Raw genomic sequence first — 25,132 nt, forward strand, 5'->3', positions numbered from 1 at the left:
GGGGCATTCAGACCTCGGCCGCGCTGGCCTCGGCTGCAATGGCGCGCTCCAGCGCCTGACGGAACAGTTTCGCCCCGCCATCCAGGCCCAGGTCGATATGGGGCGTGACCGCGTGTTTCATGCCTTGATGGACCTTCTCCAGCACCACGCGGTCCTCGTTGAAGGCCATCACGGCACCGTCATTCATGAATTTTGACATCTCGCGGTTATCCGGCTCGGAATTGCGGTGCTGGAACCAGAAATACCGGGTTCTGTCAGCATCGATCGGGGTCATGAAATTATAGGAGATGTTGATGAAGGTCTGATCGCCCGGCGTGCTGTCATAGCCGCCGCTGCCCACGGGCGTGTAGATGGATTTGTTCAACCCGATGGCCGGGCGGATCATCTCGTAATGTTGCAGCCGGTCGCAATCGCCTTTGAAACTGACCAGCCCGGCGTAATAGGGCGATGGCGGCTTGCCGAAAATCCAGCGCGACACCACCACACCGCGGTCGGTTTTCTCGACCTTCAGCGGCTCTTCATCGGTGCCCGCCCCCGCGAAAGAGGTGACATGCACCCAGGCCACATGGCTGGGATCGAGCAGGTTGTCGCAGACCCACAGGTAATGGCAGTTTATATCCAGAACGCCGCCATCGGTCAGGCCCCAGCTCGGGTCGTCAAAATTTTCCACCTCAAAGATCTTGTCGGGGTCGGCCAGGGCAGGGTCGCCCATCCAGATCCATAGCAGCCGGTAGCGATCGACCACCGGATAGGAGCGCACCACGGCGCGTTTCGGGATCGCGTCTGCCTGGGTCGGCGCGGCCACACAGGCCCCGCTGCAATCAAAGGTCAGCCCGTGATAGCCGCATTCGACCCGGTCGCCGATCAGATTGCCCTCTGACAGCGGCAGCTTGCGATGCGGGCAGGCATCCTCCAGCGCGACCGGCCTGCCATCTTCGCGCCGGTAAAGCACGATATTCTCGCCCAGAAAGGTCTCCGCCTTCAGGGCGCGCCCGATATCCGCGCTCCAGGCCGCCACATACCAGCAGTTTCTCAAAAACATCCGCGCCCTCGTTCAATTCCGGTTCCGGTCGGGGTCACTATGGCGCAGAGAGGCCGCCCGATCCATGCCGGATTGGTAATATCTGACATTAGGCGGGCTAATCAATCGGCGCTGGCATGGGGCGGAATTTCGGGCTGCGCCGCGGCCTCGGATTTGATCCAGCTCAGAAACTCCACAATTCGGGCGCTGTCCTCGGCCCCTTTGCGGCGCACCAGCCAATAAGACAGCGGTGACCAGGTCATTTCGGGAAACGGCCGCACCAGCCGGCCATCGCACAGCGCGTCAATCACCAGCGGCTCGCGCCCAAGCGCCACGCCCAGACCCTCAATCGCGGCCTGCACAACCAGGTTGGACTGGCCGAAGCGCCGGTTGCGTATCCCCGATGGCAAGGCAATTCCGGCCTCTGCGGCCCAATATTCCCAGGTTGAATTCCTGCCGCCGAAATTGAGCGTTTCATCAAGCAACAGGGTGTGTCTGGCCAGATCCGCGACCTGGCGCAGCGGCGGGTCGCCCTGCAGCAGCGCCGGCGCGCAGACCGGCAGCAGCCGTTCGCGCATCAACCTGTCAACCAGAAAACCGGGGTGATCGCCCAGCCCGTATCGGATGCCGATATCGGTGCCGATGCCCGAAAACGGATACTGCCCGGTATCAATGGTGATCGAGATCGCAATATCGGGATGGGCCAGATCAAACCGCAACAATCGCGGGAACAGCCATGTGAAAGCAAACCCCGGCAAGCAGCTGATGACAATTGCTTTATCGGTGCGGTTGCGGTCGCGCAACTGGCCGCAGAGATCCGATATCCGGCCCAGGCCCTGCACGATGGCGCCCGCCAGTTCCGCGCCTTCACGCGTCGGGACCGAGGCGCGCGCGCCGCGCACCAGCAGATCCTGCCCCACCCATTCTTCCAGCGATTTCACATGCTGGCTGATGGCGCTCTGGCTGACCCCCAATTCGGCGGCAGCGGCAGAGAACCCGGACAGGCGCACGACAGCCTCGAACGCCCGCAGGGCGGAATAGGGCAGGTTGAGAATCATATTAGCCATTCTAATGGAACCCATTACGAGTTTCAAATGGTCGGGCCAGGCCCATGGCGGTAGTTTCATCCAGTATCAAAAGGGGCCCGCCATGACCGAAATGACGCCGGAACGCGGCGCACGCAATCTGTTGTTGAACTGCGCCCATGCGACCCCCGGAGATCGGCTGCTGATCGCATATGAGCCGCCCGAACTGGGCTATTTCGACGCCGATGCCGTGACGGTCGTGTCCGAAGCCGCGCGCGATCTGGGGCTTGTCGTCACCACGCTCGATGTCGGCTTCAACCCCGATAATCCGCATCTTCCGCCCGATCTGCTGCACCTGTTCGAAGCCACCGATATCGTCCTGTTCCTGGCCCGCCTTGGCGATCAGCTGCGCTTTTCCGACATGCCGCAGGGCAAGAAGATCATCGTCAGCTTTGCGCTGAACGGTGAACTGTTCGGCTCGGGCTTCGGCAATGGCCACCACGCGGCGTTTTTGCAGATCAAGGAGGCGGTGAATGGCGTGCTCGACCGCGCCGATCATGTGCGCCTGACCTGCCCGGCGGGCACCGATATCACCGGGCGCCCCGAAATGAACCTGGCGGCGGGTGGCGATACCTCGATCCTGCGCTTCCCGATGTCGGTTTTCACCCCGGTTCCGGCCCATAGTTTTTCCGGCCGGGCGGCGCTGTCGGGGTTTCTGACCGGCACCGGGTCACGCTATTACCCCGATTACAATCTCGAATTCGACGGTCAGGTCTTTGCCCTTATGGAAAATGGCCGCCTGACCGGATTTGACGGATCGCCCGCCGATGTCGCCCGCGCCAATGCGCATTATGACCGGGTCGCGGCGCTGTTCGGGATCGACCGCAATTTCGTGCATTCCTGGCATGCCGGCATCCATCCCGGCTGTGGCTTTCCCTGGGATATCCGGCACAATTACGAAAGATGGGGCGGCGCGGCCTTTGGCAATCCACGCATCCTGCATTTTCACACCTGCGGGGCCTATGCGCCGGGGGAAATAAGCTGGAACGTGGTCGATCCGACCATCGTGATTGACGGCACCACCTATTGGCAGGATGGCGTGTTTCATGCCCATCGCCTGCCCGGCGGCGAAGCGATCCTGGCGCAATACCCCTGTGCGGCGGCGCTGTTTGCCCATCCCGACCGCGCGATCGGCTATCGCGCCGACAAGGCGGCGTGACCGGGGCCACGCAATGCTTGAACGAATCGCCATCTGGCCGTTAGATTTCAACCTGATGGGAACGGCGTTCGGCCCTGTCCCATGGTGCGGAGCACTCCCGTCTCCGGCGCCGGATCCGGCAGAGCCAAGGCTCGCGTGACCGGCACAATTCATGAGATCACATATGGCAGACCCGATTGTCACGCCCCTGACCCAGGCCCTGGCCGAGGGCAAGCTGACCCGCGCCGAGCTGAAAACCCTGATGCAACGCTCCAACGGACCCGCCCTGCGCCACCTTGCCGGATGGGTGGCCCTGCTGGCCATAACCACGACGCTGGTGGCGCTGGCCTGGAACAGCTGGCTGATCTGGCCGGCGATGTTTGTCCATGGCATCGTGCTGGTGCATCATTTTTCGCTGCAACATGAATGCGTGCATTACACCGTGTTTCGCACCCGCTGGCTGAACGATGTCGCGGGCCAGATCTGCGGGCTTGTCATCATGCTGCCGCACCGGTTTTTCCGCTATGAGCATTGCGACCACCACACCTATACCCAGGTGACCGGCCAGGACCCCGAACAGATCCCGATGCCAAAGACCATCGGCCAATATCTGCTCTATATCAGCGCGCTGCCCTATTGGCGCAACAAGTTTGCGGAACTGTTCCGCCACGCAACGGGCCGGTTCAGCGCGGTTGAGCTGCGCTTCATCCCCAAGGTCGAACTCGGGGCCGTCAGCCGCGATGCGCGGCTGATGATCGGGTTTTATGCGCTGGTTTTCCTTGGCATGGCCGTGACCGGCTGGTGGGGGCTGATCTGGCTCTGGATCATCCCGCTTTTCCTGGGTGAGCCGGTGATGCGATGGGTGCGGATGACCGAACATGTCGGGCGGCCCTCGGTGCCGCAGATGCGCGAAAACACCCGCACCAGCCTGGTGTCGGCCCCGTGGCGGTTTCTGTGCTGGAACATGAACTATCACGCCGAACATCACTATGTCGCCTCGGTGCCGTTTTACCGGCTGCCCGCTTTGCATGAAAAACTGCGCGATCATGTCCATGTCGAGAGGGGTGGCTATTTCGGTGCCCACCGGGAGATTCTGCGCCAGATATTCGCGGCCCGCGCGCAGGGGCAGATCTGATGGCGGCGCAAAAGCCGTGGCGCGATCTGATTGCGGTGGCTCAGCTTGAACAAAACTGGGTCACCCGCGTCGATCTGGGCCCGCGCAGGCTGGCGGTCTATGACACGCCAAGCGGCATCCATGTCTCGCTGGCGCTGTGCACTCATGGCGGTGCGGATCTCTGCGATGGCTATTTCGACGGCCACATCATCGAATGCCCGCTGCATCAGGGCGCGTTCGATGTGCGCGACGGGCGGCCGGTCTCGGCCCCCGCGACGCGGGCGATGAAGGTGTTCGGGTGCCGGGTCGAAAACGGCATGGTGCAGATCCGGGCCTGCGCTTGATCAATGGCCGGGTCGGGCCGCTTACGCAATCGCGCCAGAGCAGGGTTGTCGAAGGACGATTTGAGACTGACCAGTTCGTCGCACCCTTGCGACCAAGCCAACATAACTGTCCGGACCGCCCTTGCACTCGAGGCCAATCCACGTATGAGAGAGCAGCCAATTGCCCTGGGGGAAAGATCACGATGCGAATGCGCGATACATTCATCAAACCAATGCACCCGGAAGGCATCAGGTTTGTCGCAATTTTTGCCGTTCTCACATTTGGCTTGTTTTTTCTGTCCGAACTGTTGGGCTGGGTCGGCGTTGGCCTGACAGTCTGGTGCTATTATTTCTTTCGTGACCCCGAGCGTGTCCCGCCTGCGCGGGGCGGGTTGGTTGTCAGCCCTGCGGATGGGATTGTTTCGCTGATCGAAAGGGCCGTTCCGCCGAAGGAACTTGGAATGTCGGAGGCACCGCTTACGCGTGTCAGCGTCTTCATGAACGTGTTCAATTGTCATGTGAACCGCGCGCCCGTTGCAGGCGAAATTACATCCGTTGCCTATCGCCCCGGCAAGTTTTTCAACGCGTCGCTGGACAAGGCCAGCGTCGATAATGAGCGCAACAGCCTGTGTATCCGAATGCCGGACGGTCGGGACCTGGCTGTTGTGCAAATCGCAGGTCTGGTTGCCAGGCGTATTGTCTGTTTCGTGAAGCCGGGGGACATGATCCGGACCGGAGACCGCTTTGGGCTGATCCGGTTCGGGTCCCGGCTTGATGTCTACCTGCCCGATGGCGTGGATCCGTTGGTAAGCGTCGGGCAGACGATGATTGCCGGTGAAACCGTTCTGGCTGAACTAGATGTGCCGGAAGGGAGCTAGTTGAAAGCGCCGATGGCGGGACGATCCGACAAAAGAGAAACCGAGTTTGCGCTTGTCCAGCTGCTGCCAAATGTGCTGACCGTTGTGGCCATTTGCGCGGGCTTGACGGCCATCAGATTCGGCGTTCAGGGCAATTACACGCTGGCGGTGCAACTCATCGTGGCGGCCTGTGTTCTGGATGGGCTGGACGGACGGCTGGCCCGGCTCCTTGGCAGTGACAGCGAAATGGGCGCAGAGCTTGATTCCCTTGCGGATTTCCTGAATTTCGGGGTGGCACCGCCGCTTCTGATCTATTTCTGGGCTTTGCAGGACATCCCCAGTGCGGCCTGGATTTTCGTGTTGATTTACTCTGTGTGTTGCGTGATGCGGCTGGCCCGGTTCAATGTCAGCAGCAAATCGGACACTCCTGATCAGGAAAGCGCCTTTTTCGAGGGGGTTCCGGCCCCCGCAGGCGCGTTGCTGGTCTTGTTGCCGATGTATCTGTCCTTTGCCTTCACGGATGCGCCATTGCTGCCTGGAATTGTCATTGGCCTCTACATGGTTTTCATCGGCCTCCTGCTGATCAGCCGCATCCCGACCTGGTCATTCAAGACCACCAAGATTTCCCGCGAAAACGTGAAGTTCTTTCTCGTCGGGGTTGCTGCCATCGGGGCCGCGCTGCTGACTTTTGCGTGGGTCACGCTGATCGCGCTGTGCCTCGGTTACGTCGCTATGGTGGTTTGGGCGTGGCTTGAAAAAGAAACATCTTCAGGCCGATAAGGAACCGAAAATGGATATCCAAGCCGTTCAAACCTCCTATGCCCGTTGGGCACCCATCTATGACCGAACCTTCGGGGCGATCACCAATGTCGGCAGGCGTCGCGCCGTCGAATATATCAATACCCGCCCCGGAAAGGCGCTGGAGGTTGGCGTGGGCACCGGGCTTTCGCTGCCGCATTACAAGCCCGAAATTCAGGTGACGGGTATCGATTTCAGCGAAGACATGCTGCAAAAAGCACGCGACAAGGTGCAGCGCATGAATTTGGGCCAGGTAACCGAATTGCGCCAGATGGATGCCCGCAGCCTTGATTTTCCCGATAACCATTTCGATACGGTTGCAGCGATGCATGTGCTGTCGGTCGTGCCGGAACCGGGAAAAGTGATGGCCGAGATTGCACGGGTCTGCAAGCCAGGCGGGAAAGTCGTGATTACCAATCATTTTGTGCGGAAACAGGGGTTTCTTGCCTTCATCGAACGGATATCGGCCCCTTTTGCGGATATTCTCGGCTGGCACTCTGATTTTGAGATCGAAACGGTGCTCCAGGAAGAAGAGCTGACACTCGAAGAACAAAAACCACTGCCGCCATTGGGGATGATGACCTTCCTGGTTTTGGGAAAAACCGCCGCCAGTGGCACGGGATTCGCGGATCCTGACGCCAGAGATGCAGCGGTTGCGGCACGCTAGCTGAATGGCAGCTCCGTTCCCCCTTGCCGCCTTTCGTTCGATAAATTTTCCCAAGCTCGATCGTCAATCCCCCCCATCGCGTCGATCTCGACCAACAGGCTCGGATCGGCCAGACCCTTGACCACGATGCCGGTTCAACAGGCTGGTGCCCGCTTCGACCCTTTCGATGCGCCCATCCGGCCCCCGGATCAACTTTGGCGCGGCTTCGATTTCCTGCCGCGTTCCAGCCGCGCAAAAATCTGACTGAGACCGAAGCAGATGATGAAATAGAACGCCGCCGTGGTTATCCAGGCCTCGAAAATCAGCCGCGACGAGGCGACCAGCTGCACGGTTGAAAAGGTCAGCTCCTGGACCGAGATCAGCGAGATGATCGAACTGTCCTTGATCAGGGTGATGAACTGGTTGGCCAAGGGTGGCAAAACCCGCTTCACCGCCTGCGGCAGCACGATATAGCGCAGCTCCTGCATCGGGCTCATGCCGATCGATTTGGCAGCCTCGCGCTGGCCCTTGGGGATCGACTGGATCCCGGCCCGGATGATCTCGCCGACAAAGGCGCTTTCAAACAGCGCCAGCACGATGACACCCGATATCAGCGATGGAAACCGGCGCATCTCGCCAAAGAAAAATTCCCATATCGCGTTGTTTTCCTGCCGCGCAATACCGCGCGCCCAGCGTTCGAGATTGAGAAAATCAATCAATTGCTGGGACAGGAAAAAGAAGAAGATGAAGACCACCACAACCGGCGGGATATTGCGCAGAAATTCAAGATAGGTGCGCGCCAGCATGCGGATGGCCAGATTGGCCGAACAGCGCGCGACGCCCAAAATGGTGCCCAGGATCACCGCCAGGATACTGGCATAGATCGAAATTCGGACCGTCGCGGCCAGCCCCTGCAACAAGATATTGGCGAACCATTCCTCGCGCCCGGTATGCCAGCCGATGATATAGCTGGGGATCAGATGCCAGCGCCAGGAATAGTTCAGCGAGCCTTCGATGGTGAACCAGATATAGCCAAAGAACCCGATCACCACAGCGAGGATCAGATAGTCGGGCCATTTGAGTTTGTGGATGAAATTGGTCACGGGAGGAGGGGTGAACCTGTGCATTGAGGAAAGGGGAAGGAAGGGAAGGGCGGCGCACCGCCCCTCCGGTTGTTTTGCCGGTGTCTACTGCGCGACCTGATCGGCCCATTCATTGCTGGCGAACCAGTAATCATGGCGTTCCTGCAACCAGCCCGACCGCCATTGCTGCGCGATCCAGTTGTTGAAGAAGTTCATCGCATCGGGATCCCCCTTGCGCACGGCAAAGGCCTCGCCGCGCGGATCAAACAGATTGTCGAACGGCACATAGAGCACATCGGGATAGCGCACCGCTTCCATGTTCGGCGTCGGCTGTGACGCCATGGTGGCATGTGCGTTGCCGTTCAGAACCTCCTGCGCGGCGGCCCCGTCCTCATCGAACAAAAGCTGCGTCGCCAGCGGGAACCGCGCGGCGATCACGGCCGCCGGGGTGGCCCCGCGACGTCCGGCAAAGATGATCTCGGGGCTGTTGTAATCCTCCAGGCTCATGCCCTCGGTCATCGACCGGTTGGCAAGGATCGCCAGGCCCGAATAGGCATAGGGATCGGTGAAATTCACCGTCAGATTGCGCGACGGCGTCACCGACATGCCGGAAATGATGACATCGAAATTGCCACCCAGAAGCGACGGGATGATGCCATCCCATGATGTCGGCACAAACTCGACCTCGACACCCATATCCTCGGCCAGCTGACGGCCCACATCCAGCTCGAACCCGATCAGTTCGCCGTTCACATCGCGCATCGACCAGGGCACGAACAGCGACAGCCCGATGCGCAGAACGCCCTCCTCCTGGATGCTTACCAGAACGCTTTCGCTCGCCAGTGCCTGGGTGGCGCTTTGGGCGGCGGCCGGCAGGGCAAGCCCCATGGCAGCAACCGCGCCCATCGCGGCCCCGAAAAATCTGCGTGAAATAGTCATGTCTTGTCTCCTTGCTGGGTCTTGAGTTGCGGTTTCTCGTTATTGGTCGACGGCATATTTCTTTTCCAGAAAGGTGACGCCGACAGACAGGATCAAGGTCAGCGCCATGTAGACAGCGGCGACGGTGAACCAGATCTCGAAGCTCATGAATGTGTCGGAAATGATGTTGCGCCCGATCGTGGTCAGCTCGGCCACGGCGATGACACTGACAATGGCGGAGGATTTGATCAGGTGAACCACCTCGCCGGTCATCGGCGGCAACATGAAGCGCACCGATTGCGGCAAGATGATATAGCGATAGATCTGCGCCTTGGTCATGCCGATGGATTTCGCGGCCTCCCACTGGCCGGTGGCGACCGCGTTGATGCCGGCGCGCAGGATCTCGGAAATCAGCGCGGAATGGAACACCGCCAGGGTCAGGACACTGGCGGTATAGCGGTCCATGCCAAAGATCGGCCCCAACACGTAGTAAAACAGGTAAAGCAGCACCAGCAGCGGGATGTTGCGGATAAATTCCAGAAACGCGATGGCAATGGCGGTGCCCACCACCAGCCCCGACAGCCGCAACAGCGCCACCAGCAGGCCAAGCAATGTGGCAAAGGCAAAAGCCGTCACCGACAGCTTGATCGTGGTGCCGAGACCGTAGAACATTTCGCCCAACTGGAACCCGTCATCGGTAAAGCTCCACAGATATTGCGGCACCCGGTGCCATTGCCAATTATACCCCATGTCCTGCGCACCGGCGAAGGATCCGTAGATAATCGCCCCCATCACCGCCAGATAGATCGCCACCGAAACCGGGGCCGAGCCAAGGAACCGCTGCACTGCCGGCGGGCGGGGCGGGGGCAGGCCTTTTGGGGCATGGGTTTGGACGGGGGCGGCCAGGCTCACCTCAATGTTCCAGTATCTGGTCCAGAAACAGCTTGCAGCGGTCACTGGAGGGGTTGGTGAAAAACTGTTCCGGCGGCGCGGTCTCGACAATGCGGCCCGCCTCCATGAACACCATCGTGTCGGCCACCTTGCGGGCGAACCCCATCTCATGCGTGACCACGACCATGGTCATGCCGGTATCGACCAGCTCGACCATGACATCGAGCACCTCATTGATCATTTCAGGATCCAGCGCCGAGGTCGGCTCATCAAACAGCATGATGCGGCTTTCCATGCAGAGCGACCGGGCAATGGCGACGCGCTGCTGCTGGCCGCCCGACAATTGCGCCGGGTATTTTTCGGCCTGTTCCGGGATATGGACCCGATCCAGATAACTGCGCGCGGTCTCCTCGGCCTGCGCCCGGCTCAGCCCGCGCACCTTCATCGGCCCGATCATCAGGTTTTCCAGCACGGTCAGATGCGGAAACAGGTTGAATTGCTGAAACACCATGCCAACTTCCTGACGCAGCGCGCGAATCTCCTTGGCCCCGTCGAAAACCTCGATCCCGTCGATGACAAGCGTGCCGGAATTATGGAACTCCAGCCCGTTGAAACAGCGAATCAGTGTCGATTTGCCAGATCCCGATGGCCCGCAAATCACCATCTTCTCGCCCTGATGCACGGTGATACTGATGTCTTTCAGGGCATGAAAATCGCCATAGAACTTGTCAAGATTGGTAGCCTCGATGATCGGCGTCTGATCGGTCATTGCGGGTCCATCCCGGGATATAAGGTCAGCGCCCGAGGGCATTTGGCGCAACAATTTCGGAATTCGGACAATGGTGGTTTCGGCCATGCCGCAATCTGGGCTGGTCCCGGCTGCCCGCTTGGGGATCTGACTGTCGGTCTCTGAATTCTGCGCAAAGCCTACTCTCCCCCCGGTCAAGTGTTGCTTCCTGTTTAATAAACTTGCGTAACGCGCAACAATCGTCAATAAAAAACTGCAAGAGATGTCAAATTGGTCTGTTTTGCATGCAGGCCAGGGAAGGGGGGCTATGTCAGCCTGGATCAAGATGATTGCCGATACCGATGCGGATGGCGCATTGAAACAGGCCCTTGATCGTGCCCGCACGCCGCATGGCACCGTCGATAATGTGATGCGGGTCCATTCGCTCAGGCCAAGCACGATGGATGGTCATGTCGCGCTGTATCGCGCCTGCCTGCATGATTGCGCCAATACCGTGGCGATGTGGTTTCAGGAGGTGATCGCCTCCTATGTCTCGACCCTGAATGCCTGCCCCTATTCCTATGCCAATCACTGGGCCAATGCGCGCCATCTGATCGGTGATCGGTCCCGCGCCGATGCGATCGAGGCCGCATTGCAGGCCCATGATCCGGGTGCGGCCTTTGACGGTGCCGAACTGGCCGCGCTGCGCTATACCGAAAAGCTGACGCTGCGGCCCGGCGCGATGGTGCGCGGCGATGTCGACGCGCTGCGCGAGGCCGGATGGTCCGATGGCGAGATCCTGGAGATCAACCAGATCATCGGCTATTTCTGCTATGCCAACCGGTCGCTCAACGGCCTCGGTGTCACCACCGATGGCGATGTCGTGGGCTTTTACAATGGGCAGTCAGAGAGTGATTGAAAGCGACCCCCATGTGCAACGGATCGAGGCCGATATCGGCTCCGCGCTCAAGGATCTGCGGCGTCAGCGGGGCTATTCGGCGCGCCAGGTCGCGGAACGCTCGGGCATTTCGGCGGCGATGGTCAGCCGGATCGAAAACGGGCTGGTTTCGCCTTCGGTGGGCACGATGGCGGCGCTGGCACAGGCGCTGGAAGTGCCGATTGCGGCGCTTTTCCGTGAGGCCCGGACCGAACATACCGATTACACGCTGGTGCGCCATGGCGAAGGTTTGAAATCGACCCGCATCACCGACAGCCACAGCCATGAATATGTCAATCTGGCGATGCATGCGCGCAAGGATCTGCGCTTTCAGGCCCGCCGCGTGACGCTGCTGCGCGAAGGCGGCCCGCCGCCCAATTATATCGGCCATGGCGTGGTGTTCGTGCAGGTTCTGTCAGGTGAGGCGGTCTATCGCTACGGCAAGCAGGATTTCACCCTGCGCGCCGGCGATTCGATCAGCGTCGATGCCGAGCTTTGTCATGGCTTTGTCGAGGTCATCACCCCCACGTTCGAGTTCCTGACCGTGCAGGCCGAACGCCCCTGAAAGCGCCGCATGGCCCTGCCGATCAACAAGGATCTGACAACCGGCCCGATCGCGGGCCATTTCCGTGCCCTGGCCGTGCCCGCCGCCATCGGCATGCTGTTCAACACGCTCTACAATATCGTCGATATGTTCTTTGCCGGGATGCTGTCGACCAGTGCGCAGGCGGGCATCGCGCTGGGCACGCAGGTGTTTTTCATCGCCATGTCGGTGGGGTTCGGTCTGGCCGCGGCGATGGCGGCGCTGGTCGGCAATGCGCTGGGGGCCAGGGACAATCGCCGCGCCCGCCGCCTGATGGCGCAGGGGCTCAGCTATGGGGTGATCGCCTCGGCCCTGCTGGCCGGTTTCGGCATGTGGTATGGCCCGGCGCTGATTGCGCTGGTCTCGGAACCCGGCCCCTATCAGGATGCGGGCCTGCGCTATTTTCACCTGATGCTGATGGCGCTGCCGGGGTTTCTGCTGGCCTTCGCCTGCAATGGCATGTTGCAATCGCATGGCGATGGCCGCTCCCTGAGCCGGGCGCTGATGGTGGCGTTCTTTGCCAATATCGCCCTCAACCCGCTGTTCATCTATGGCATTCCCGGTCTCTGGGGCGGCTTCGGGTTTGACGGCTTGGCCCTGTCCACAGTGCTCAGCCAGACCGGTGTCATGCTCTATATGATCGCGCAGGTGCTGCGGCTGAAAACCATGGCCCGGCTGCGCGGTGCCAATTTCATCCCGCGCCTGCCAAGGTTCAGGGATATTTCGCTGCAGACCTTGCCCACCGCCCTGTCGATGATGATCATGATGATGTCCGGCATTGTGGTGCAATTTGCCCTCAAGGGCTTTGGCGAACATGCCGTGGCGGGGTTTGGCATCGGCATCCGCCTGGAACAGGTGATGTTGTTGCCGGTTCTGGGGGTGACCGGCGCGCTTTTGCCCATTGCCTCGCAAAACTTTGGTGCCGGCGACCCTGCGCGCGTGCGCCAGGCGGTGTTTTATTGCTGGCGGATCGGGTTCATCATGACCGCCATCGCAGGCCCCGTGCTATGGGTCTTCGGGCGCGCGCTGCTGGGCATTTTCACCGATGATCCTGCGGTGATCCGCGTCGGCCTGGCCTATCTCAGGGTCGAGGGCACGATCCTCTGGGTCTATATGCTGCTGTTTTCCATCACCTCGTTTCTGCAAGCCATGAAACGCCCGATCTGGACCGTCTGGATCAGCCTTTACCGGCAGGGCTTTGGCATTGCCTTTTTTGTCTGGATCTTTGTCGGCGTGCTGGGGTTTTCCGAAATCGGGGTCTGGTTCGGCGTCGCCGCGGCCGTCACCACCGGCGCGATCATGGCGCTTGTTCTGGCCGAACGCGTCGCGCGCCGTGAAATTGGCGGGCTGTTGCGGCTTCGTGCCCTGCCTGCGTAATCTGGCCTTATTCCAGTAAGGAGCCGCCGATGGATACCCCCAGAAAACCAAGCCGCATTCAGGCCAGCATCGATCTGTCGGCCCCGGGGCGTCACAGCGGTGATTTGATGCTGAAATACTCCGATAACACATGCCCGCTCGGCTATCACCCGATCCCGGTGATCTCGATCAAGGGCGGCGACGGTCCGGTGGTGCTGATCACCGGCGGCAGCCATGGCGATGAGTTTGAGGGGCCAGCGGCCATCATGCGGCTGGCTGGGCGGCTCAGCCCTGCCGATCTGCTGGGTCAGGTGATCCTGATGCCCGCGCTCAATGCCCCCGCCCTTGCCGCCTCGGCGCGGGTGTCGCCGCTCGATGGCGGCAATCTGAACCGGGCCTTTCCCGGCGATGCCGATGGCGGGCCGACCGCGATGATCGCCGATTATATCGAAACGCTGCTGCCCCGCTGCGACGGCGCGATTGATCTGCATTCGGGCGGCAAGGCGTCCGTCTTTGCGCCCTCTGCGCTGGCCGCCCGAACCGCCGATCCCGGCCTGCGGGCGCAAAACCTGGCCCTGGCGCGGGCCTTTGGCCTGCCGCTGATCTGGGAACTTGGGGCCCGGAACGATAATCGCTCGCTCAACTCTGCCGCCGAACGCGCGCGCATTCCGATGATCGCCACCGAACTGGGCGGCGGCGGTGGTGTCGATCCGGCCATCACCGATGCCGCCGAGGCCGGCCTGATCCGCGCCCTGACCCATCTCGGCGTGCTGCCGGGCCAGACCGCGCTGGCCGATCCCCGCCGGGTTGAAATCACCGCCACCCGGCATTCCCTCCATGCCCCTGCCGACGGCATTTTCGATCGCGCCATCAGCGCCGGGTGCGATATGCGCGCAGGCGATCTGGCGGGGCAGTTTCATTTCGTGCTGGAACCGGAACGCGCCTCGCAGCCGGTAATCTTTCCGTCAGATGGGTTCATTCTGGCCCATACCGCCCGCGGCTTTGTCAAACGCGGTGACCTGCTGGCGCTGGTGGCGCAGGATGTGCAGGCCTAGATGAAACCGCAACATGTCGAGATGATCCTGACCATCGCCGAAGCCGGCCCCATCCTGGCCAGCGCCGCCCGCCTGAAAGGGCAGCTGTAGCCTATTGCCAAAAGGAATACCCATAAGAAAATCAGGACTACGATTTATTGCAGCCCCGCCTATGCTGGGCCGAATCCGGGTCGGGAGGGGCCAGTGAATATTCTGTTCATCATGTATGATCAGCTGCGCTTTGATTATCTCAGCTGCGCCGGGCATCCGCATTTGCACACGCCAAACTTCGACAAAGTGGCGGCGCGCGGCCTGCGCTTCAGCAATGCCTATGTGCAATCGCCGATCTGCGGTGCCTCGAGGATGAGCTTTTATACCGGGCGCTACCCATCCAGCCATGGCGCGCAATGGAACGGCTTTCCGCTGCGCGTGGGTGAACACACGATGGGCGACCATTTGCGCAAACTGGGCATGGATGCCTGGCTGATTGGCAAGACCCATATGAAGGCCGATGCCGAAGGCATGGCGCGGCTGGGGTTGGAGCCCGACAGCGTGATCGGCGCGCGACAGGCCGATTGCGGCTTTGATGTCTGGATCCGCGATGATGGGCTTTGGGCCGAAGGCCCGGACGGGTTCTATGACGAAAAGCGCTCGCCCTATAATGAATATCTCAAGGCGCAGGGCTATCCCGGCAGCAATCCTTGGGCCGATTTCGCCAATGCCGGGCTGGACGGTGATCAGATCGCCTCGGGCTGGATGTTGATGAATGCCGACAAGCCCGCCAATATCCGGGAACAGGATAGCGAAACCCCCTGGCTGACCTCGCGCTGCATTGATTTCATTGATCAGGCAGATGGCCCCTGGATGGCGCATGTCAGCTATATCAAACCGCATTGGCCCTATATCGTGCCCGCCCCCTATCATGACATGTTCGGGGCCAATCAGGTGCCCAGCCCCCGCCGCCATGCCGTCGAGCTGGAGGATCCGCACCCGATCCTGAAGGCGTTTCAGGGGGCCCGGGTGGCCCGGGCCTTCCAGCGCGAGGAAGTCCGCCAAAAGGTGATTCCCGCCTATATGGGCCTGATCCGGCAATGCGACGACCAGCTTGGCCGCCTGCTGGATCATCTCGAGGCCACCGGCCGGATCGACGACACCATGATCGTGCTGACCTCCGATCATGGCGATTATCTCGGCGATCACTGGCTCGGCGAAAAGGACATGTTCCACGAGGCCTCGGTGAAGATCCCGATGATCATCGCCGATCCGCGCGCGCCCGCCGATGCCACCCGTGGCACCACCTGCGACGCACTGGTCGAATCCATCGACCTGGCCGCCACCTTCGTCGAGGCGGCAGGCGGCGCGGTGCCCTCCCATATCATCGAGGGCCGTTCGCTGCTGCCCTGGCTGCAGGGGCAAAGCCCGGATTGGCGCGACTATGTGATCAGCGAATATGATTACTCGGTGCGCCCGATGGCGGCTGATCTGGGCATCGCCCCGCGCGATGCACGCATGTTCATGGTGTTTGACGGCCGCCACAAGCTGTTGCATTTCGAAGGCGGCCTGCGCCCGATGCTGTTCGACCTGCATACCGACCCGGATGAATTTCACGATCTCGGCACCGATCCGGGGCAGGGCGGCGTGCTGGCCCGGCTCTATGACCACCTGGCCCATTGGGGCCGCCGCATGAGCCAGCGGGTGACGGTCTCGGATGATCATATCGCAGCAATGCGCGGAAACTCGGCCCGGCGTGGCGTGGTGCCCTTTCTGGTCGACGGGTCGGAAGTGCCCGAAACCCTGACGGTGAAATATCGGGGCCCGGCGGCAGGGCGATATGTGCCCGAGGGGGGCGGTGAATGAACCTTCCGGTTCATAACCGCACCGATCAGGCCATCGCCGATGCGCTGGCGGCGCTCTTTGCCATTACCATCCTGACCTTTGCCGCCTCCGGCGCGATCTCGGATCTGGTGCGCTGGATCATCGAGGCCACCTCTGAGGGCTTTGCCGATCTGTCGCGCCGCGCCTGCGCTGGCTGAACCGGGCGCTGGCGGTGCTGGCGCTGGGCCGCATCACTCTGGGCAGGGGGGGGCGACCTATTTCATCATCGTCATCGCGCTCAGCTCGGGCATCGAGGCGGTCGCCATCCCCGATCTCAGCCTGCCTCGATCCGTGCCAGCAATTCCTGCAATTTTCCGAAACCGGGGCGCTGCGCTTCATCGGCCCCGAAAGCACCGAGGGCGAGGCGGTCCAAACCTTCCCGGGCATCTACAGCCAGAGCGCGTCGCGCCAAATCGAATTCACCGGCCGGCCCGAACGCATTCGATTGCGCGAAGGCTGCCTCGGTCCGGGTGATGAATGCTCGCATCCGATCAGGCGCGACGCGCTATATATCGAAAAGATCCCGGCGGGCCTTTATGCCAATCAGCAAAATGAAGGCCCCGTGCTGTCGCATAACATCGCCGTCGGGGCCGCGCTGGAGGGTGCCACGGTCTATCAGATCACCGCCGCCTTCTGGGACAATCGCGATCAGGTAACGTCAAGCGCGCCCTGGGCCAGCGCCATCGACATGGAATTTGCCGTGCAGGAGCCTGGCACCATGCAACTGCATCCCGGTGCTGCGCGTTTTTATCGCGAGGCGGGCGTGCTGGAGCAACCCATCAGGGGCGGGGGGCCAATCGCTGCCCCGCCTGCCAGATTGCGGCGGGTCGCGCGGCACCTGTCAGATGCAGAAAATCGGCCGCTCCGCCGGGCGACAGGCGGCCAATTCCTGCAACCCCGATCAGATCGGCGGGGATGGATGTGGCCATCGCCAAGGCGCTATCCTCATCGGCAATCCCCCAGGCCACCAGATTGCGAACCGCCGTCAATTGATCCAGATCGGCCCCGGCCAGGGTGCCATCGGCCAGCGTCAGGCGGCCACCGGCGCGCCGGATCGCCCGGCCATTGAGGCTGAATTCGGTCTGTGCCGTTCCCGCCACCGACATCGCATCGCTGACCAGAAACACCCGTCCGGGGCCGCGTTTGGCGGCCAGCGCGACGCGGATACTGGCCGGATGGACATGGACACCATCGGCAATCAGCCCGGCCGATAATTGCCCCGATGCCAGCGCCGCACCGACCAGCCCGGGCTCGCGATTGCCAAGCGGGCTCATGGCGTTGAACAGATGCGTGACGCAAGAGGCCCCGGCATCGGCTGCCGCCATGCAGGTATCGAACCCGGCATCGCTATGGCCCAGCGACACGATCACACCCGCCGCCACCAGCGTGGCGATCTGCTGCGGGGTCACGGTTTCGGGGGCCAGCGTCACCTTCAGCACCGGCAGCCGCGCCGCCGCCGCGCAGAGCGGCTCCAGATCGCCCGCCTGCATCACCCGGATCAGGCCCGGATCATGCGCCCCCTTGCGCGCCACCGACAGATGCGGCCCCTCCAGATGCAGCCCGATAATGCCGGCCACGCCTTGCGCGCGCGCCTGCACCACCGCCGTGATGGCGGCGCTTGTATGGCCGGGCGTATCGGTGATCAGCGTCGGCAGGATCGATGTCGCGCCCAGCCCGGCATGGGCCCGCGCCATGATCCGCAGCGCATCGACCGAGGGGTCATCATTGAACATCACGCCGCCGCCGCCATTGACCTGCAGATCGACAAATCCCGGCACGATCAGCCCGCCATCAAGCGCCGTCACCTCGGCCCCTCCCGGTATCGCGCCTTCAGGCACAATCGCCGTGATCTGCCCGTCTTCCAGCAACAGCGCCCGGCCCTGGTGCCGGGTCTCGCCGTCAAAGATATCGGCACCGGTATAGGCGTGGGGGCGGGTCAAACCGTTTCCGTCACTTTCTTCAGGTGGCGCGGCGTATCGGGGTTGATGCCGCGGTCCGCCGCGACCTGTTCGACCATGGAATAGAACGACACCATCAGGGCGATCGCATCGGTCAGCGCGTGATCGGTGCGCGTGAAAGACAGGCTTGTCGCCGCGCAGGGCTGATCGGATGTCACAAAGACCCGCGCGCCCTTGCCGGCCAGTTGATCGGCCACGCCCAGAACCGCCGCTCTGGCCGCGTCATTGGTGACAAGACACAGCACCGCAAAGCCCTCATCGACGATCGAGACCGGCCCGTGCAGCACCTCCGCCGCCGAATAGCTTTCGGCGTGGATCTGGCAGGTTTCCTTGAATTTCAGCGCCGCCTCGTTCGAGATTGCCCAGGACGGCCCGCGCCCCAGGGTGAAAAGCGACTGTTTGGCGGCAATCGCCTGGCGCAATTCCGGCCAGGTCATCTGGGCGGCTTTGGCAAAGGCCTCGGGCGCGCTTTGCAGCCCCTTGCGCAGGGCATCATCATCCTTCCATTCGGCCAGCAGCATCAACCCGGCCATGGCCGAATTGATGAATGTCTTGGTCGCCGCGACAGAGCGTTCGGGCCCGGCATGAATGTCGATCGTATGGGCCGCGACGCCGGCCAGCCTTGATGCCGCATCATTGGTCAGCGCCACCGTCATCGCGCCACCCTCACCGGCTGATTTCGTCATCGCCACGATGTCGGGGCTTTGGCCCGATTGGCTGACCGACAGGCAGATCGCGCCATCCAGCCGCAGCTTGGCACCATAGATCGAGGCCACCGATGGCCCGACCGAGGCCACCGGCAGGCCAAGCTCCAGCTCCAGCGCGTATTTCAGGAATGTGCAGGCGTGATCCGATGATCCGCGTGCCACCGTGACGGCATAGGCCGGGTCAAGGTCGCGGGCCGCCGCTGCAATTCGCGCAATCTCGGGCGCGCCAGCCGTCAGCAGCCGCTCGACCGCATCGGGTATTTCCAGGATCTCGCGCCGCATCTGTGTGGTCATGGTGTCAGGCCTTTCCGGTCAAAGCCGCAATTCGGCGACGAAATCATAGGCATCGCCGCGATAGATGGATCTGGTGAATTCAATCACCCGCCCCGAAGGCAGATAGGATGTCCGCTCGATCCGCAGACCGGCGGCCCCGTCCTCGATGCCAAGCAGATCGGCATCCCCGGCCGACAGGTTGATGGCCGAAATCTTCTGGATCGCGCGCACCGGCCGGTTGCCGTCGCGCTCCAGCACCTCATAAAGCGAGGTGGTGACGGCAATCGGATTGGGCAGGATATCGACCGGCAGCGCCGCCTTCTCGATGGCCATCGGCCGGTCATCGGCCAGCCGGAGCCGGGCGATGCGCGACACCGACGCGTTGGCCGCCAGCGCCAGCGCCACGGTTTCCTCGGGCGAGGGCAGGCAGATCGAGCGTTCCAGCCAGCGCACGGTCGGGGTCATGCCGCGCCGGGTCATATCCTCTGAAAACGAGGTCAGATGCGACAGCGATTGCTCGACCCGGGTGCTGCGGTCGGTCACGAATGACCCTGACCCCTGGCGCTGCACCACCGCGCCATCATCGACCAGCGCCTGAATCGCCTTGCGCACGGTGACCCGGCTAAACCCCGTCAGCGCCGCAATCTCGCGCTCCGAAGGCAGGGCGGCGGCAGGGGCCAAAAGCCCGGTCTCGATCGCGCCCTGGATGCGGGCGCGCAGCTGCATGTATCGCGGCCCCGATTCGCTGTCATGTTCGGCCATGCCGCGCAGATGTTCGGAAATGGTCATCGGTCAACCTCCGCCGCCAGCGCCAGCGCGCCATCCAGCGCGGTGCCGGCAGGGGTCGCAAAACAGGCGGCCACATCGGCGGGCAGAAAGGCGCCATAATGGGCCGCCAGCCCGCCCAAAGGGCAGATCGCTTCGCCAGGCTGCCAGCCCAACACGTCCAGCCCGCGCGAGATATAGGCCGCGCCATCGTCCAGCAGCGCCCGCGCCACCGCGTCGCCTTCCCTGGCGGCTGCCAGTATATCGGGGGCGATGGCGGCATAGTCCGCCGGGCGGGCATCGCGGGCAAAATCCACGATCGCAGCAGCCGTGCCGCCGAATTTCTCCAAAACCGCCCGCGTCAGCGGTGTCGCCGGGGTCAGCCCGTCGGCCACATGCAAGAGGGTCTGCAACAGGCGACGCCCCAGATAGCCCCCCGAGGCTTCATCGCCCAGCACCAGCCCCCATCCGCCCATCGCCACCACCCGGCCGCGATATCGGCGCGCCAGAAAACTGCCGGTGCCGATGCCCAGCACCGCCCCATCGCGGGTGCCAAGCGCGCCGGTGACCGCAGAAGGCCGGTCATCGGCCACCGTGACATGGGGCAGGGCCAGGGCGGCGGCAACCTTTGCCGCCATCTCGGGGCCGGTCACCCCCGCCAGCCCCAGATAGATCCGCGCCCGGCTCAGATCGGTCAGCCCCGCCTGCGCCGCCAGCGCCTCCAGACCCGCGCTCAGGGTCTGCAGTGCCGATGCAAAATCGCTATGGACATTGGCCGGCCCGGCGCGGTGCTCGACGCGCCCGCCAGCATGGGTCAGGGCAAAGCGGCAGGTGGTCCCGCCGCCATCAACACCAATCAGAATCTCTGTGCTCACGCCAGTCATGAAATACCAATACAATACCTATCCGAAGATTTCCAGCGGATTCGCACGCAGAACCCGGCTTTTTACGGCCCAAAACAAAGCCTCTTGGCAGATAGGTATTAGAAAGGTATTGTTCTGCTCAGAAGGGGGGAATCACATGGCCGAGCCGATGACAGAGCGTCTGCACGATCTTGCCCCCGGGCTGGATGACCTGCCGCATGACGCTATCGCGGGCCATCTGATTGCCGCGCAGGCCGCGGCGCTGGCGGCCATTTCCGGTGCCATCCCCGATATCGCACGCGGCGGCCAGATCATGGCCGACACGCTTGCTGCCGGCGGGCGGCTGATCTATGCTGCGGCCGGATCGTCGGGCCTGATGGCACTGGCCGATGCCTGCGAACTGTCCGGCACCTACGGCGTTGACCCGGCCCGCGTCACGATCGCGATGGCGGGTGGCTTGCCGCGCGATGCCACAATGCCCGGCGGCACCGAAGATGACGTGGATGAGGCCGCAACCGCCGCCCGTATCATCACCGGAAATGACGCCGTCATCGTGCTTTCGGCCTCCGGCACCACGCCCTATGCGCTGGAAATTGCCCGCATCGCGCAGGCAGTCGGCGCCGCCACCATCGCGATCGCCAACAACGTCGATGCGCCGCTCCTTGACGGCGCGACCGTTGCCATTTGCCTGCCCACCCCGCCGGAACTTGTCGCCGGCTCGACCCGGATGGGGGCAGGCACGGCGCAAAAGGTGGCGCTCAACATGATGTCCACCATCATGGGCGTGGCGCTTGGCCATGTCCATGACGGCATGATGGTCAATCTGCGCGCCGATAATGCCAAACTCAAGGCCCGCGCCGCGACCATGATCACCCGGATCACCGGCAGCGATGACATCATGGCCCATCTGGACGCCACCGGGGGAGCCGTCAAACCGGCCATCCTGCTGGCGGCGGGGGCGAAAGATCTCGATCAGGCCGAGGCGCTGCTGGCAGCGTCGGGTGGCCATATTCGCGCCGCGCTTGCGGCATTGAAAACCCGTGCCTGAACAGGCTCGGTCATGACCCGGACAATAGGGAGGAACCACATGTCCATGAAGAAACTCAGCGCCACATTGCTGGCCACGACCGTTCTGGCGGGGGCCGTCTCGGCCCAGGAGGTCACGCTGACCATCGAAAGCTGGCGCAATGATGACCTGCTGTTGTGGCAGGATGTGATCATCCCGGCCTTTGAGGCCGAGAACCCCAATATCAATATCATTTTCGCGCCCTCGGCTCCGGCCGAATATAACGCGGTGCTGAACTCCAAGCTCGATGCGGGCTCGGCCGGTGATCTGATCACCTGCCGCCCCTTCGATGCCTCGCTGGCGCTGTATGAATCGGGCAATCTGGCCGATCTCAGCGATCTCGACGCGATGGAAAACTTTTCTTCCGTGGCGCAATCCGCCTGGCAGACCGATGATGGCTCCGCCACCTTCTGCGTGCCGATGGCAAGCGTGATCCACGGCTTCATCTACAATGCCGACGCCTTTGAAGAGGTCGGCGTCGAGGTTCCGACCACGGTCGATGAATTTTTCGCAGTTCTGGACGCCTTCCAGGAGGATGGCAGCTATATCCCCCTGGCCATGGGCATCAACGACCAGTGGGAAGCGGCCACCATGGGCTATAACAATATCGGCCCGAATTACTGGCGCGGCGAAGAAGGCCGCCTGGCGCTGATCGCGGGCGAACAATCGCTGACCGATGAGGCATGGGTTGCGCCCTACCGTCAGCTTGCCCGTTGGGGCGAATATATGGGCCGCGGCTATGAGGCGCAGACCTATCCCGACAGCCAGAACCTGTTCACATTGGGCCGCGCCGCGATCTATCCGGCGGGCAGTTGGGAAATCACCGGCTTCAATGGCCTGGCCGAGTTTGAAATGGGGGCCTTCCGGCCGCCGGTCCAAAATGCCGGCGATGAATGCTTCATCTCCGATCATACCGATATCGCCATCGGCATGAACGCCGCGACCGAGAACCCGGAAGAAGCACGGATTTTCCTGGAATGGGTCGGCTCCGAGGAATTTGCCACCATCTACGCCAATGCGCTGCCGGGGTTCTTCTCGCTGTCCAGCTTTGACGTGCCGATGGAAGATCCGCTGGCGCAGGAATTCGTGTCCTGGCGCGGCGAATGCGAAAGCTCGATCCGGTCCACCTACCAGATCCTGTCACGTGGCACGCCGAATCTGGAAAACGACACCTGGAACGCGTCGGCCCAGGTGATCCGCGGGGCCGAAACCCCCGAGGATGCCGGTGCCCGCCTGCAGGCAGGCCTGGCCAGCTGGTATGAACCACAGCAGTAAACCCTCCCTTGCTGCATGAAGGTCCGGGCGCAAGACGCGCCCGGACCCACCCCAACGCTTCGGAGGATCCGATGGGCAAATCCCGCATCAAATGGCATGTCATCGTGTTTCTGGCACCTGCGGTGCTGGTCTACAGCGCGATCATGATTTTCCCGCTTTTCAACACGTTGCGCCTGTCGCTCTTTACCGAGATCGATCAGGAACGGATCTATGTCGGCCTGCAGAACTTCCGCACGCTGTTTGGCGATGAACGCTGGTCGGCAAGTTTCTGGAACGCTCTGGGCAATAATTTCTGGTTCTTCATCATTCACATGCTGGTGCAAAACCCGATCGGCATCCTTCTGGCCGCGATCCTCAGCCACCCGTCCTTGCGCTTTTCCGCCTTCTATCGCACCGCGATCTTCATCCCGACCATCCTCAGCTTCGTCATCGTGGGCTTTGCCTGGAAACTGATCCTGTCGCCGATCTGGGGCATTGCCCCCGACATGCTGGATGCGGTCGGGCTGGGCAGCCTCTACCGGCCATGGTTGGGGCTGGAGGAAACCTCGCTGACCACGCTGGCGCTGATTTCGGTCTGGCAATTCGTCGGCATCCCGATGATGCTGATCTATGCCGCGCTGCTGACCATTCCCGATGAAATCCTCGAAGCCGGCGAATGCGACGGCGTGACCGGGTTGTCGGCCTTCTGGAAGATCAAGCTGCCGCTGATCCTGCCCTCGATCGGGATCATCTCGATCCTGACTTTCGTCGGCAATTTCAACGCCTTCGATCTGGTCTATGCCGCCCAGGGCGCGCTTGCGGGGCCAAATTTCAGCACCGATATCCTGGGCACCTTCATGTATCGCACCTTCTTTGGCTTCCAGTTGCAACTGGGCGATCCCTATATGGGTTCGGCCATCGCCAGCGCCATGTTTGGCATCATCCTGATCGGGGTCTGTCTCTACCTGTTCGGTATTCAGACCCGGATGCGCCGCTATCAGTTCTGAAGGGGAATGATCATGAACAAGGCCCGCAGAAACCCCGTCAACATGATCGCCGCGCATGGCATCCTGATCCTTTACACGATCATTGCGCTGTTCCCGGTGATCGTGATCCTGATCAACAGTTTCAAATCCCGCCGCGCCATATTTGGCGACCCGCTGGCGCTGCCCAATGCCGAAAGCTTTTCGACCATCGGCTACCAGACCGTGTTCACCCAGGGCGATTTCTTCGGCTATTTCCAGAACTCGCTGATCGTGACGGTGGCCTCGCTGTTTTTCATCCTGCTGTTTGGCGCGATGGCCGCCTTCGCGCTCAGTGAATACCGCTTCAAGGGCAACACGCTGATGGGGCTCTACCTGGCGCTTGGCATCATGATCCCGATCCGTATCGGCACCGTGGCCATTCTTGAACTGATGGTCGATACCGGCCTCGTCAATACGCTCTGGGCGCTGATCCTGGTCTATACCGCGCAAGGCCTGCCGCTGGCGGTGTTCATCCTGTCCGAATTCATGCGCCAGGTCTCGGATGACCTGAAGAATGCCGGGCGCATTGACGGGCTGTCGGAATACACCATCTTTTTCCGGCTGGTTCTGCCGATGGTGCGCCCCGCCATGGCCACGGTCGCGGTGTTCAACATGATCCCGATCTGGAACGATCTGTGGTTCCCGCTCATTCTGGCCCCGGCCGAGGAGACCAAGACCCTGACGCTTGGCTCACAGGTGTTCATCGGCCAGTTCGTGACCGACTGGAACGCGGTGCTCTCGGCGCTGTCCATGGCGATCCTGCCGGTGATGGTGCTCTATGTCATCTTCTCGCGGCAACTGATCCGCGGCATCACATCGGGGGCGGTCAAATGAGG

The 25,132-nt window shown here is 62.1% G+C and carries 26 protein-coding genes and 1 pseudogene; 17 read left to right on the forward strand and 10 right to left on the reverse strand.

Features of this window, described 5'->3' with window-relative positions:
* Nucleotides 1-7: 7 nt before the first annotated feature.
* Both ACW8PS_RS03355 and ACW8PS_RS03360 read right to left on the reverse strand, forming a co-directional pair.
* Nucleotides 8-1,042, reverse strand: coding sequence for an aromatic ring-hydroxylating dioxygenase subunit alpha (locus ACW8PS_RS03355; protein WP_491525858.1), 1,035 nt, complete (start codon nt 1,040-1,042; stop codon nt 8-10).
* Nucleotides 1,043-1,143: 101 nt separating this feature from the next.
* Nucleotides 1,144-2,088: a LysR substrate-binding domain-containing protein gene (locus tag ACW8PS_RS03360; RefSeq protein ID WP_491525859.1), complete on the reverse strand. Its 945-nt coding sequence runs from the start codon at nt 2,086-2,088 to the stop codon at nt 1,144-1,146.
* Nucleotides 2,089-2,170: 82 nt separating this feature from the next.
* Between ACW8PS_RS03360 and ACW8PS_RS03365 the strand changes: the two genes are divergently transcribed.
* From ACW8PS_RS03365 to ACW8PS_RS03390, 6 genes are all read left to right on the forward strand, one after another.
* A complete protein-coding gene (locus tag ACW8PS_RS03365; protein WP_491525860.1) occupies nt 2,171-3,265 on the forward strand; it encodes a hypothetical protein in 1,095 nt (364 codons plus the stop codon).
* A gap of 163 nt (nt 3,266-3,428) precedes the next feature.
* Nucleotides 3,429-4,379: a fatty acid desaturase family protein gene (locus ACW8PS_RS03370; protein WP_491525861.1), complete on the forward strand. Its 951-nt coding sequence runs from the start codon at nt 3,429-3,431 to the stop codon at nt 4,377-4,379.
* On the forward strand, nt 4,379-4,702 hold the full coding sequence (locus ACW8PS_RS03375) for a non-heme iron oxygenase ferredoxin subunit (protein ID WP_491525862.1): 324 nt from the start codon (nt 4,379-4,381) through the stop codon (nt 4,700-4,702). The genes ACW8PS_RS03370 and ACW8PS_RS03375 overlap by 1 nt, the downstream gene beginning before the upstream one ends.
* Before the next feature lie 182 nt (nt 4,703-4,884).
* Nucleotides 4,885-5,559 (forward strand): phosphatidylserine decarboxylase, encoded by a 675-nt coding sequence (locus ACW8PS_RS03380; RefSeq protein WP_491525937.1) that lies wholly within the window; start codon nt 4,885-4,887, stop codon nt 5,557-5,559.
* 12 nt (nt 5,560-5,571) lie between these two features.
* Complete coding sequence (gene pssA / locus ACW8PS_RS03385; RefSeq protein WP_491525938.1) at nt 5,572-6,318, forward strand: CDP-diacylglycerol--serine O-phosphatidyltransferase; 747 nt, start codon at nt 5,572-5,574, stop codon at nt 6,316-6,318.
* Nucleotides 6,319-6,328: 10 nt separating this feature from the next.
* A complete protein-coding gene (locus ACW8PS_RS03390; RefSeq protein WP_491525863.1) occupies nt 6,329-7,003 on the forward strand; it encodes a class I SAM-dependent methyltransferase in 675 nt (224 codons plus the stop codon).
* Nucleotides 7,004-7,191: 188 nt separating this feature from the next.
* On the opposite strand, the gene ACW8PS_RS03395 is transcribed toward ACW8PS_RS03390, so the two are convergent.
* The 4 genes from ACW8PS_RS03395 to ACW8PS_RS03410 form a co-directional block, all read right to left on the reverse strand.
* Entirely contained in the window at nt 7,192-8,085 is an 894-nt protein-coding gene (locus tag ACW8PS_RS03395; protein ID WP_491525864.1) for an amino acid ABC transporter permease, read from the reverse strand.
* A gap of 84 nt (nt 8,086-8,169) precedes the next feature.
* A complete protein-coding gene (locus ACW8PS_RS03400; protein ID WP_491525865.1) occupies nt 8,170-9,003 on the reverse strand; it encodes a transporter substrate-binding domain-containing protein in 834 nt (277 codons plus the stop codon).
* A gap of 39 nt (nt 9,004-9,042) precedes the next feature.
* Entirely contained in the window at nt 9,043-9,894 is an 852-nt protein-coding gene (locus ACW8PS_RS03405) for an amino acid ABC transporter permease (protein ID WP_491525866.1), read from the reverse strand.
* A gap of 1 nt (nt 9,895) precedes the next feature.
* Nucleotides 9,896-10,642 carry an amino acid ABC transporter ATP-binding protein gene (locus tag ACW8PS_RS03410; RefSeq protein ID WP_491525867.1) on the reverse strand — a complete coding sequence of 249 codons (747 nt, stop codon included), beginning with the start codon at nt 10,640-10,642 and terminating at the stop codon, nt 9,896-9,898.
* Nucleotides 10,643-10,928: 286 nt separating this feature from the next.
* On the opposite strand from ACW8PS_RS03410, the gene ACW8PS_RS03415 reads away from it, so the two are divergent.
* The 7 genes and pseudogenes from ACW8PS_RS03415 to ACW8PS_RS03445 all read left to right on the forward strand — a co-directional run.
* Nucleotides 10,929-11,519: a carboxymuconolactone decarboxylase family protein gene (locus tag ACW8PS_RS03415; protein WP_491525868.1), complete on the forward strand. Its 591-nt coding sequence runs from the start codon at nt 10,929-10,931 to the stop codon at nt 11,517-11,519.
* On the forward strand, nt 11,512-12,102 hold the full coding sequence (locus tag ACW8PS_RS03420; protein WP_491525869.1) for a helix-turn-helix domain-containing protein: 591 nt from the start codon (nt 11,512-11,514) through the stop codon (nt 12,100-12,102). The genes ACW8PS_RS03415 and ACW8PS_RS03420 overlap by 8 nt, the downstream gene beginning before the upstream one ends.
* Nucleotides 12,103-12,111: 9 nt before the next feature.
* The gene (locus ACW8PS_RS03425; protein WP_491525870.1) at nt 12,112-13,497 is read left to right on the forward strand and encodes an MATE family efflux transporter; all 1,386 of its coding nucleotides are present in this window, start codon (nt 12,112-12,114) and stop codon (nt 13,495-13,497) included.
* Nucleotides 13,498-13,526: 29 nt separating this feature from the next.
* Nucleotides 13,527-14,531: a succinylglutamate desuccinylase/aspartoacylase family protein gene (locus ACW8PS_RS03430; protein WP_491525872.1), complete on the forward strand. Its 1,005-nt coding sequence runs from the start codon at nt 13,527-13,529 to the stop codon at nt 14,529-14,531.
* A 183-nt stretch (nt 14,532-14,714) separates the two neighbouring features.
* The gene (locus tag ACW8PS_RS03435; RefSeq protein ID WP_491525873.1) at nt 14,715-16,367 is read left to right on the forward strand and encodes a sulfatase-like hydrolase/transferase; all 1,653 of its coding nucleotides are present in this window, start codon (nt 14,715-14,717) and stop codon (nt 16,365-16,367) included.
* Nucleotides 16,364-16,543: a hypothetical protein gene (locus ACW8PS_RS03440; RefSeq protein WP_491525875.1), complete on the forward strand. Its 180-nt coding sequence runs from the start codon at nt 16,364-16,366 to the stop codon at nt 16,541-16,543. The genes ACW8PS_RS03435 and ACW8PS_RS03440 overlap by 4 nt, the downstream gene beginning before the upstream one ends.
* A gap of 14 nt (nt 16,544-16,557) precedes the next feature.
* A pseudogene (locus ACW8PS_RS03445) lies at nt 16,558-17,136 on the forward strand (TAXI family TRAP transporter solute-binding subunit); the annotation flags it as partial.
* Between the two features lie 28 nt (nt 17,137-17,164).
* Here the strand turns inward: ACW8PS_RS03445 and nagA are convergent.
* Genes nagA through ACW8PS_RS03465 form a run of 4 tightly spaced genes read right to left on the reverse strand, consistent with a single transcriptional unit; the run spans nt 17,165 to nt 20,972 of the window.
* Entirely contained in the window at nt 17,165-18,325 is a 1,161-nt protein-coding gene (gene nagA / locus ACW8PS_RS03450; protein ID WP_491525876.1) for an N-acetylglucosamine-6-phosphate deacetylase, read from the reverse strand.
* The gene (locus tag ACW8PS_RS03455) at nt 18,322-19,344 is read right to left on the reverse strand and encodes an SIS domain-containing protein (RefSeq protein WP_491525877.1); all 1,023 of its coding nucleotides are present in this window, start codon (nt 19,342-19,344) and stop codon (nt 18,322-18,324) included. The genes nagA and ACW8PS_RS03455 overlap by 4 nt, the downstream gene beginning before the upstream one ends.
* 18 nt (nt 19,345-19,362) lie before the next feature.
* Nucleotides 19,363-20,112: a GntR family transcriptional regulator gene (locus ACW8PS_RS03460; RefSeq protein WP_491525878.1), complete on the reverse strand. Its 750-nt coding sequence runs from the start codon at nt 20,110-20,112 to the stop codon at nt 19,363-19,365.
* Nucleotides 20,109-20,972, reverse strand: coding sequence for a glucosamine kinase nucleotide-binding domain-containing protein (locus ACW8PS_RS03465; protein ID WP_491525879.1), 864 nt, complete (start codon nt 20,970-20,972; stop codon nt 20,109-20,111). The genes ACW8PS_RS03460 and ACW8PS_RS03465 overlap by 4 nt, the downstream gene beginning before the upstream one ends.
* A gap of 136 nt (nt 20,973-21,108) precedes the next feature.
* Here ACW8PS_RS03465 and ACW8PS_RS03470 point away from each other — a divergent pair, with 136 nt between their 5' ends.
* From ACW8PS_RS03470 to ACW8PS_RS03485, 4 genes are all read left to right on the forward strand, one after another.
* The gene (locus ACW8PS_RS03470) at nt 21,109-21,999 is read left to right on the forward strand and encodes an N-acetylmuramic acid 6-phosphate etherase (protein ID WP_491525881.1); all 891 of its coding nucleotides are present in this window, start codon (nt 21,109-21,111) and stop codon (nt 21,997-21,999) included.
* 39 nt (nt 22,000-22,038) lie between these two features.
* On the forward strand, nt 22,039-23,292 hold the full coding sequence (locus ACW8PS_RS03475; protein ID WP_491525882.1) for an ABC transporter substrate-binding protein: 1,254 nt from the start codon (nt 22,039-22,041) through the stop codon (nt 23,290-23,292).
* Between the two features lie 71 nt (nt 23,293-23,363).
* Complete coding sequence (locus ACW8PS_RS03480) at nt 23,364-24,278, forward strand: carbohydrate ABC transporter permease (RefSeq protein WP_491525883.1); 915 nt, start codon at nt 23,364-23,366, stop codon at nt 24,276-24,278.
* A gap of 12 nt (nt 24,279-24,290) precedes the next feature.
* On the forward strand, nt 24,291-25,130 hold the full coding sequence (locus tag ACW8PS_RS03485) for a carbohydrate ABC transporter permease (RefSeq protein WP_491525884.1): 840 nt from the start codon (nt 24,291-24,293) through the stop codon (nt 25,128-25,130).
* The last annotated feature ends 2 nt before the right edge of the window (nt 25,131-25,132 follow it).

This window comes from Alterinioella sp. (genome assembly GCF_058343375.1).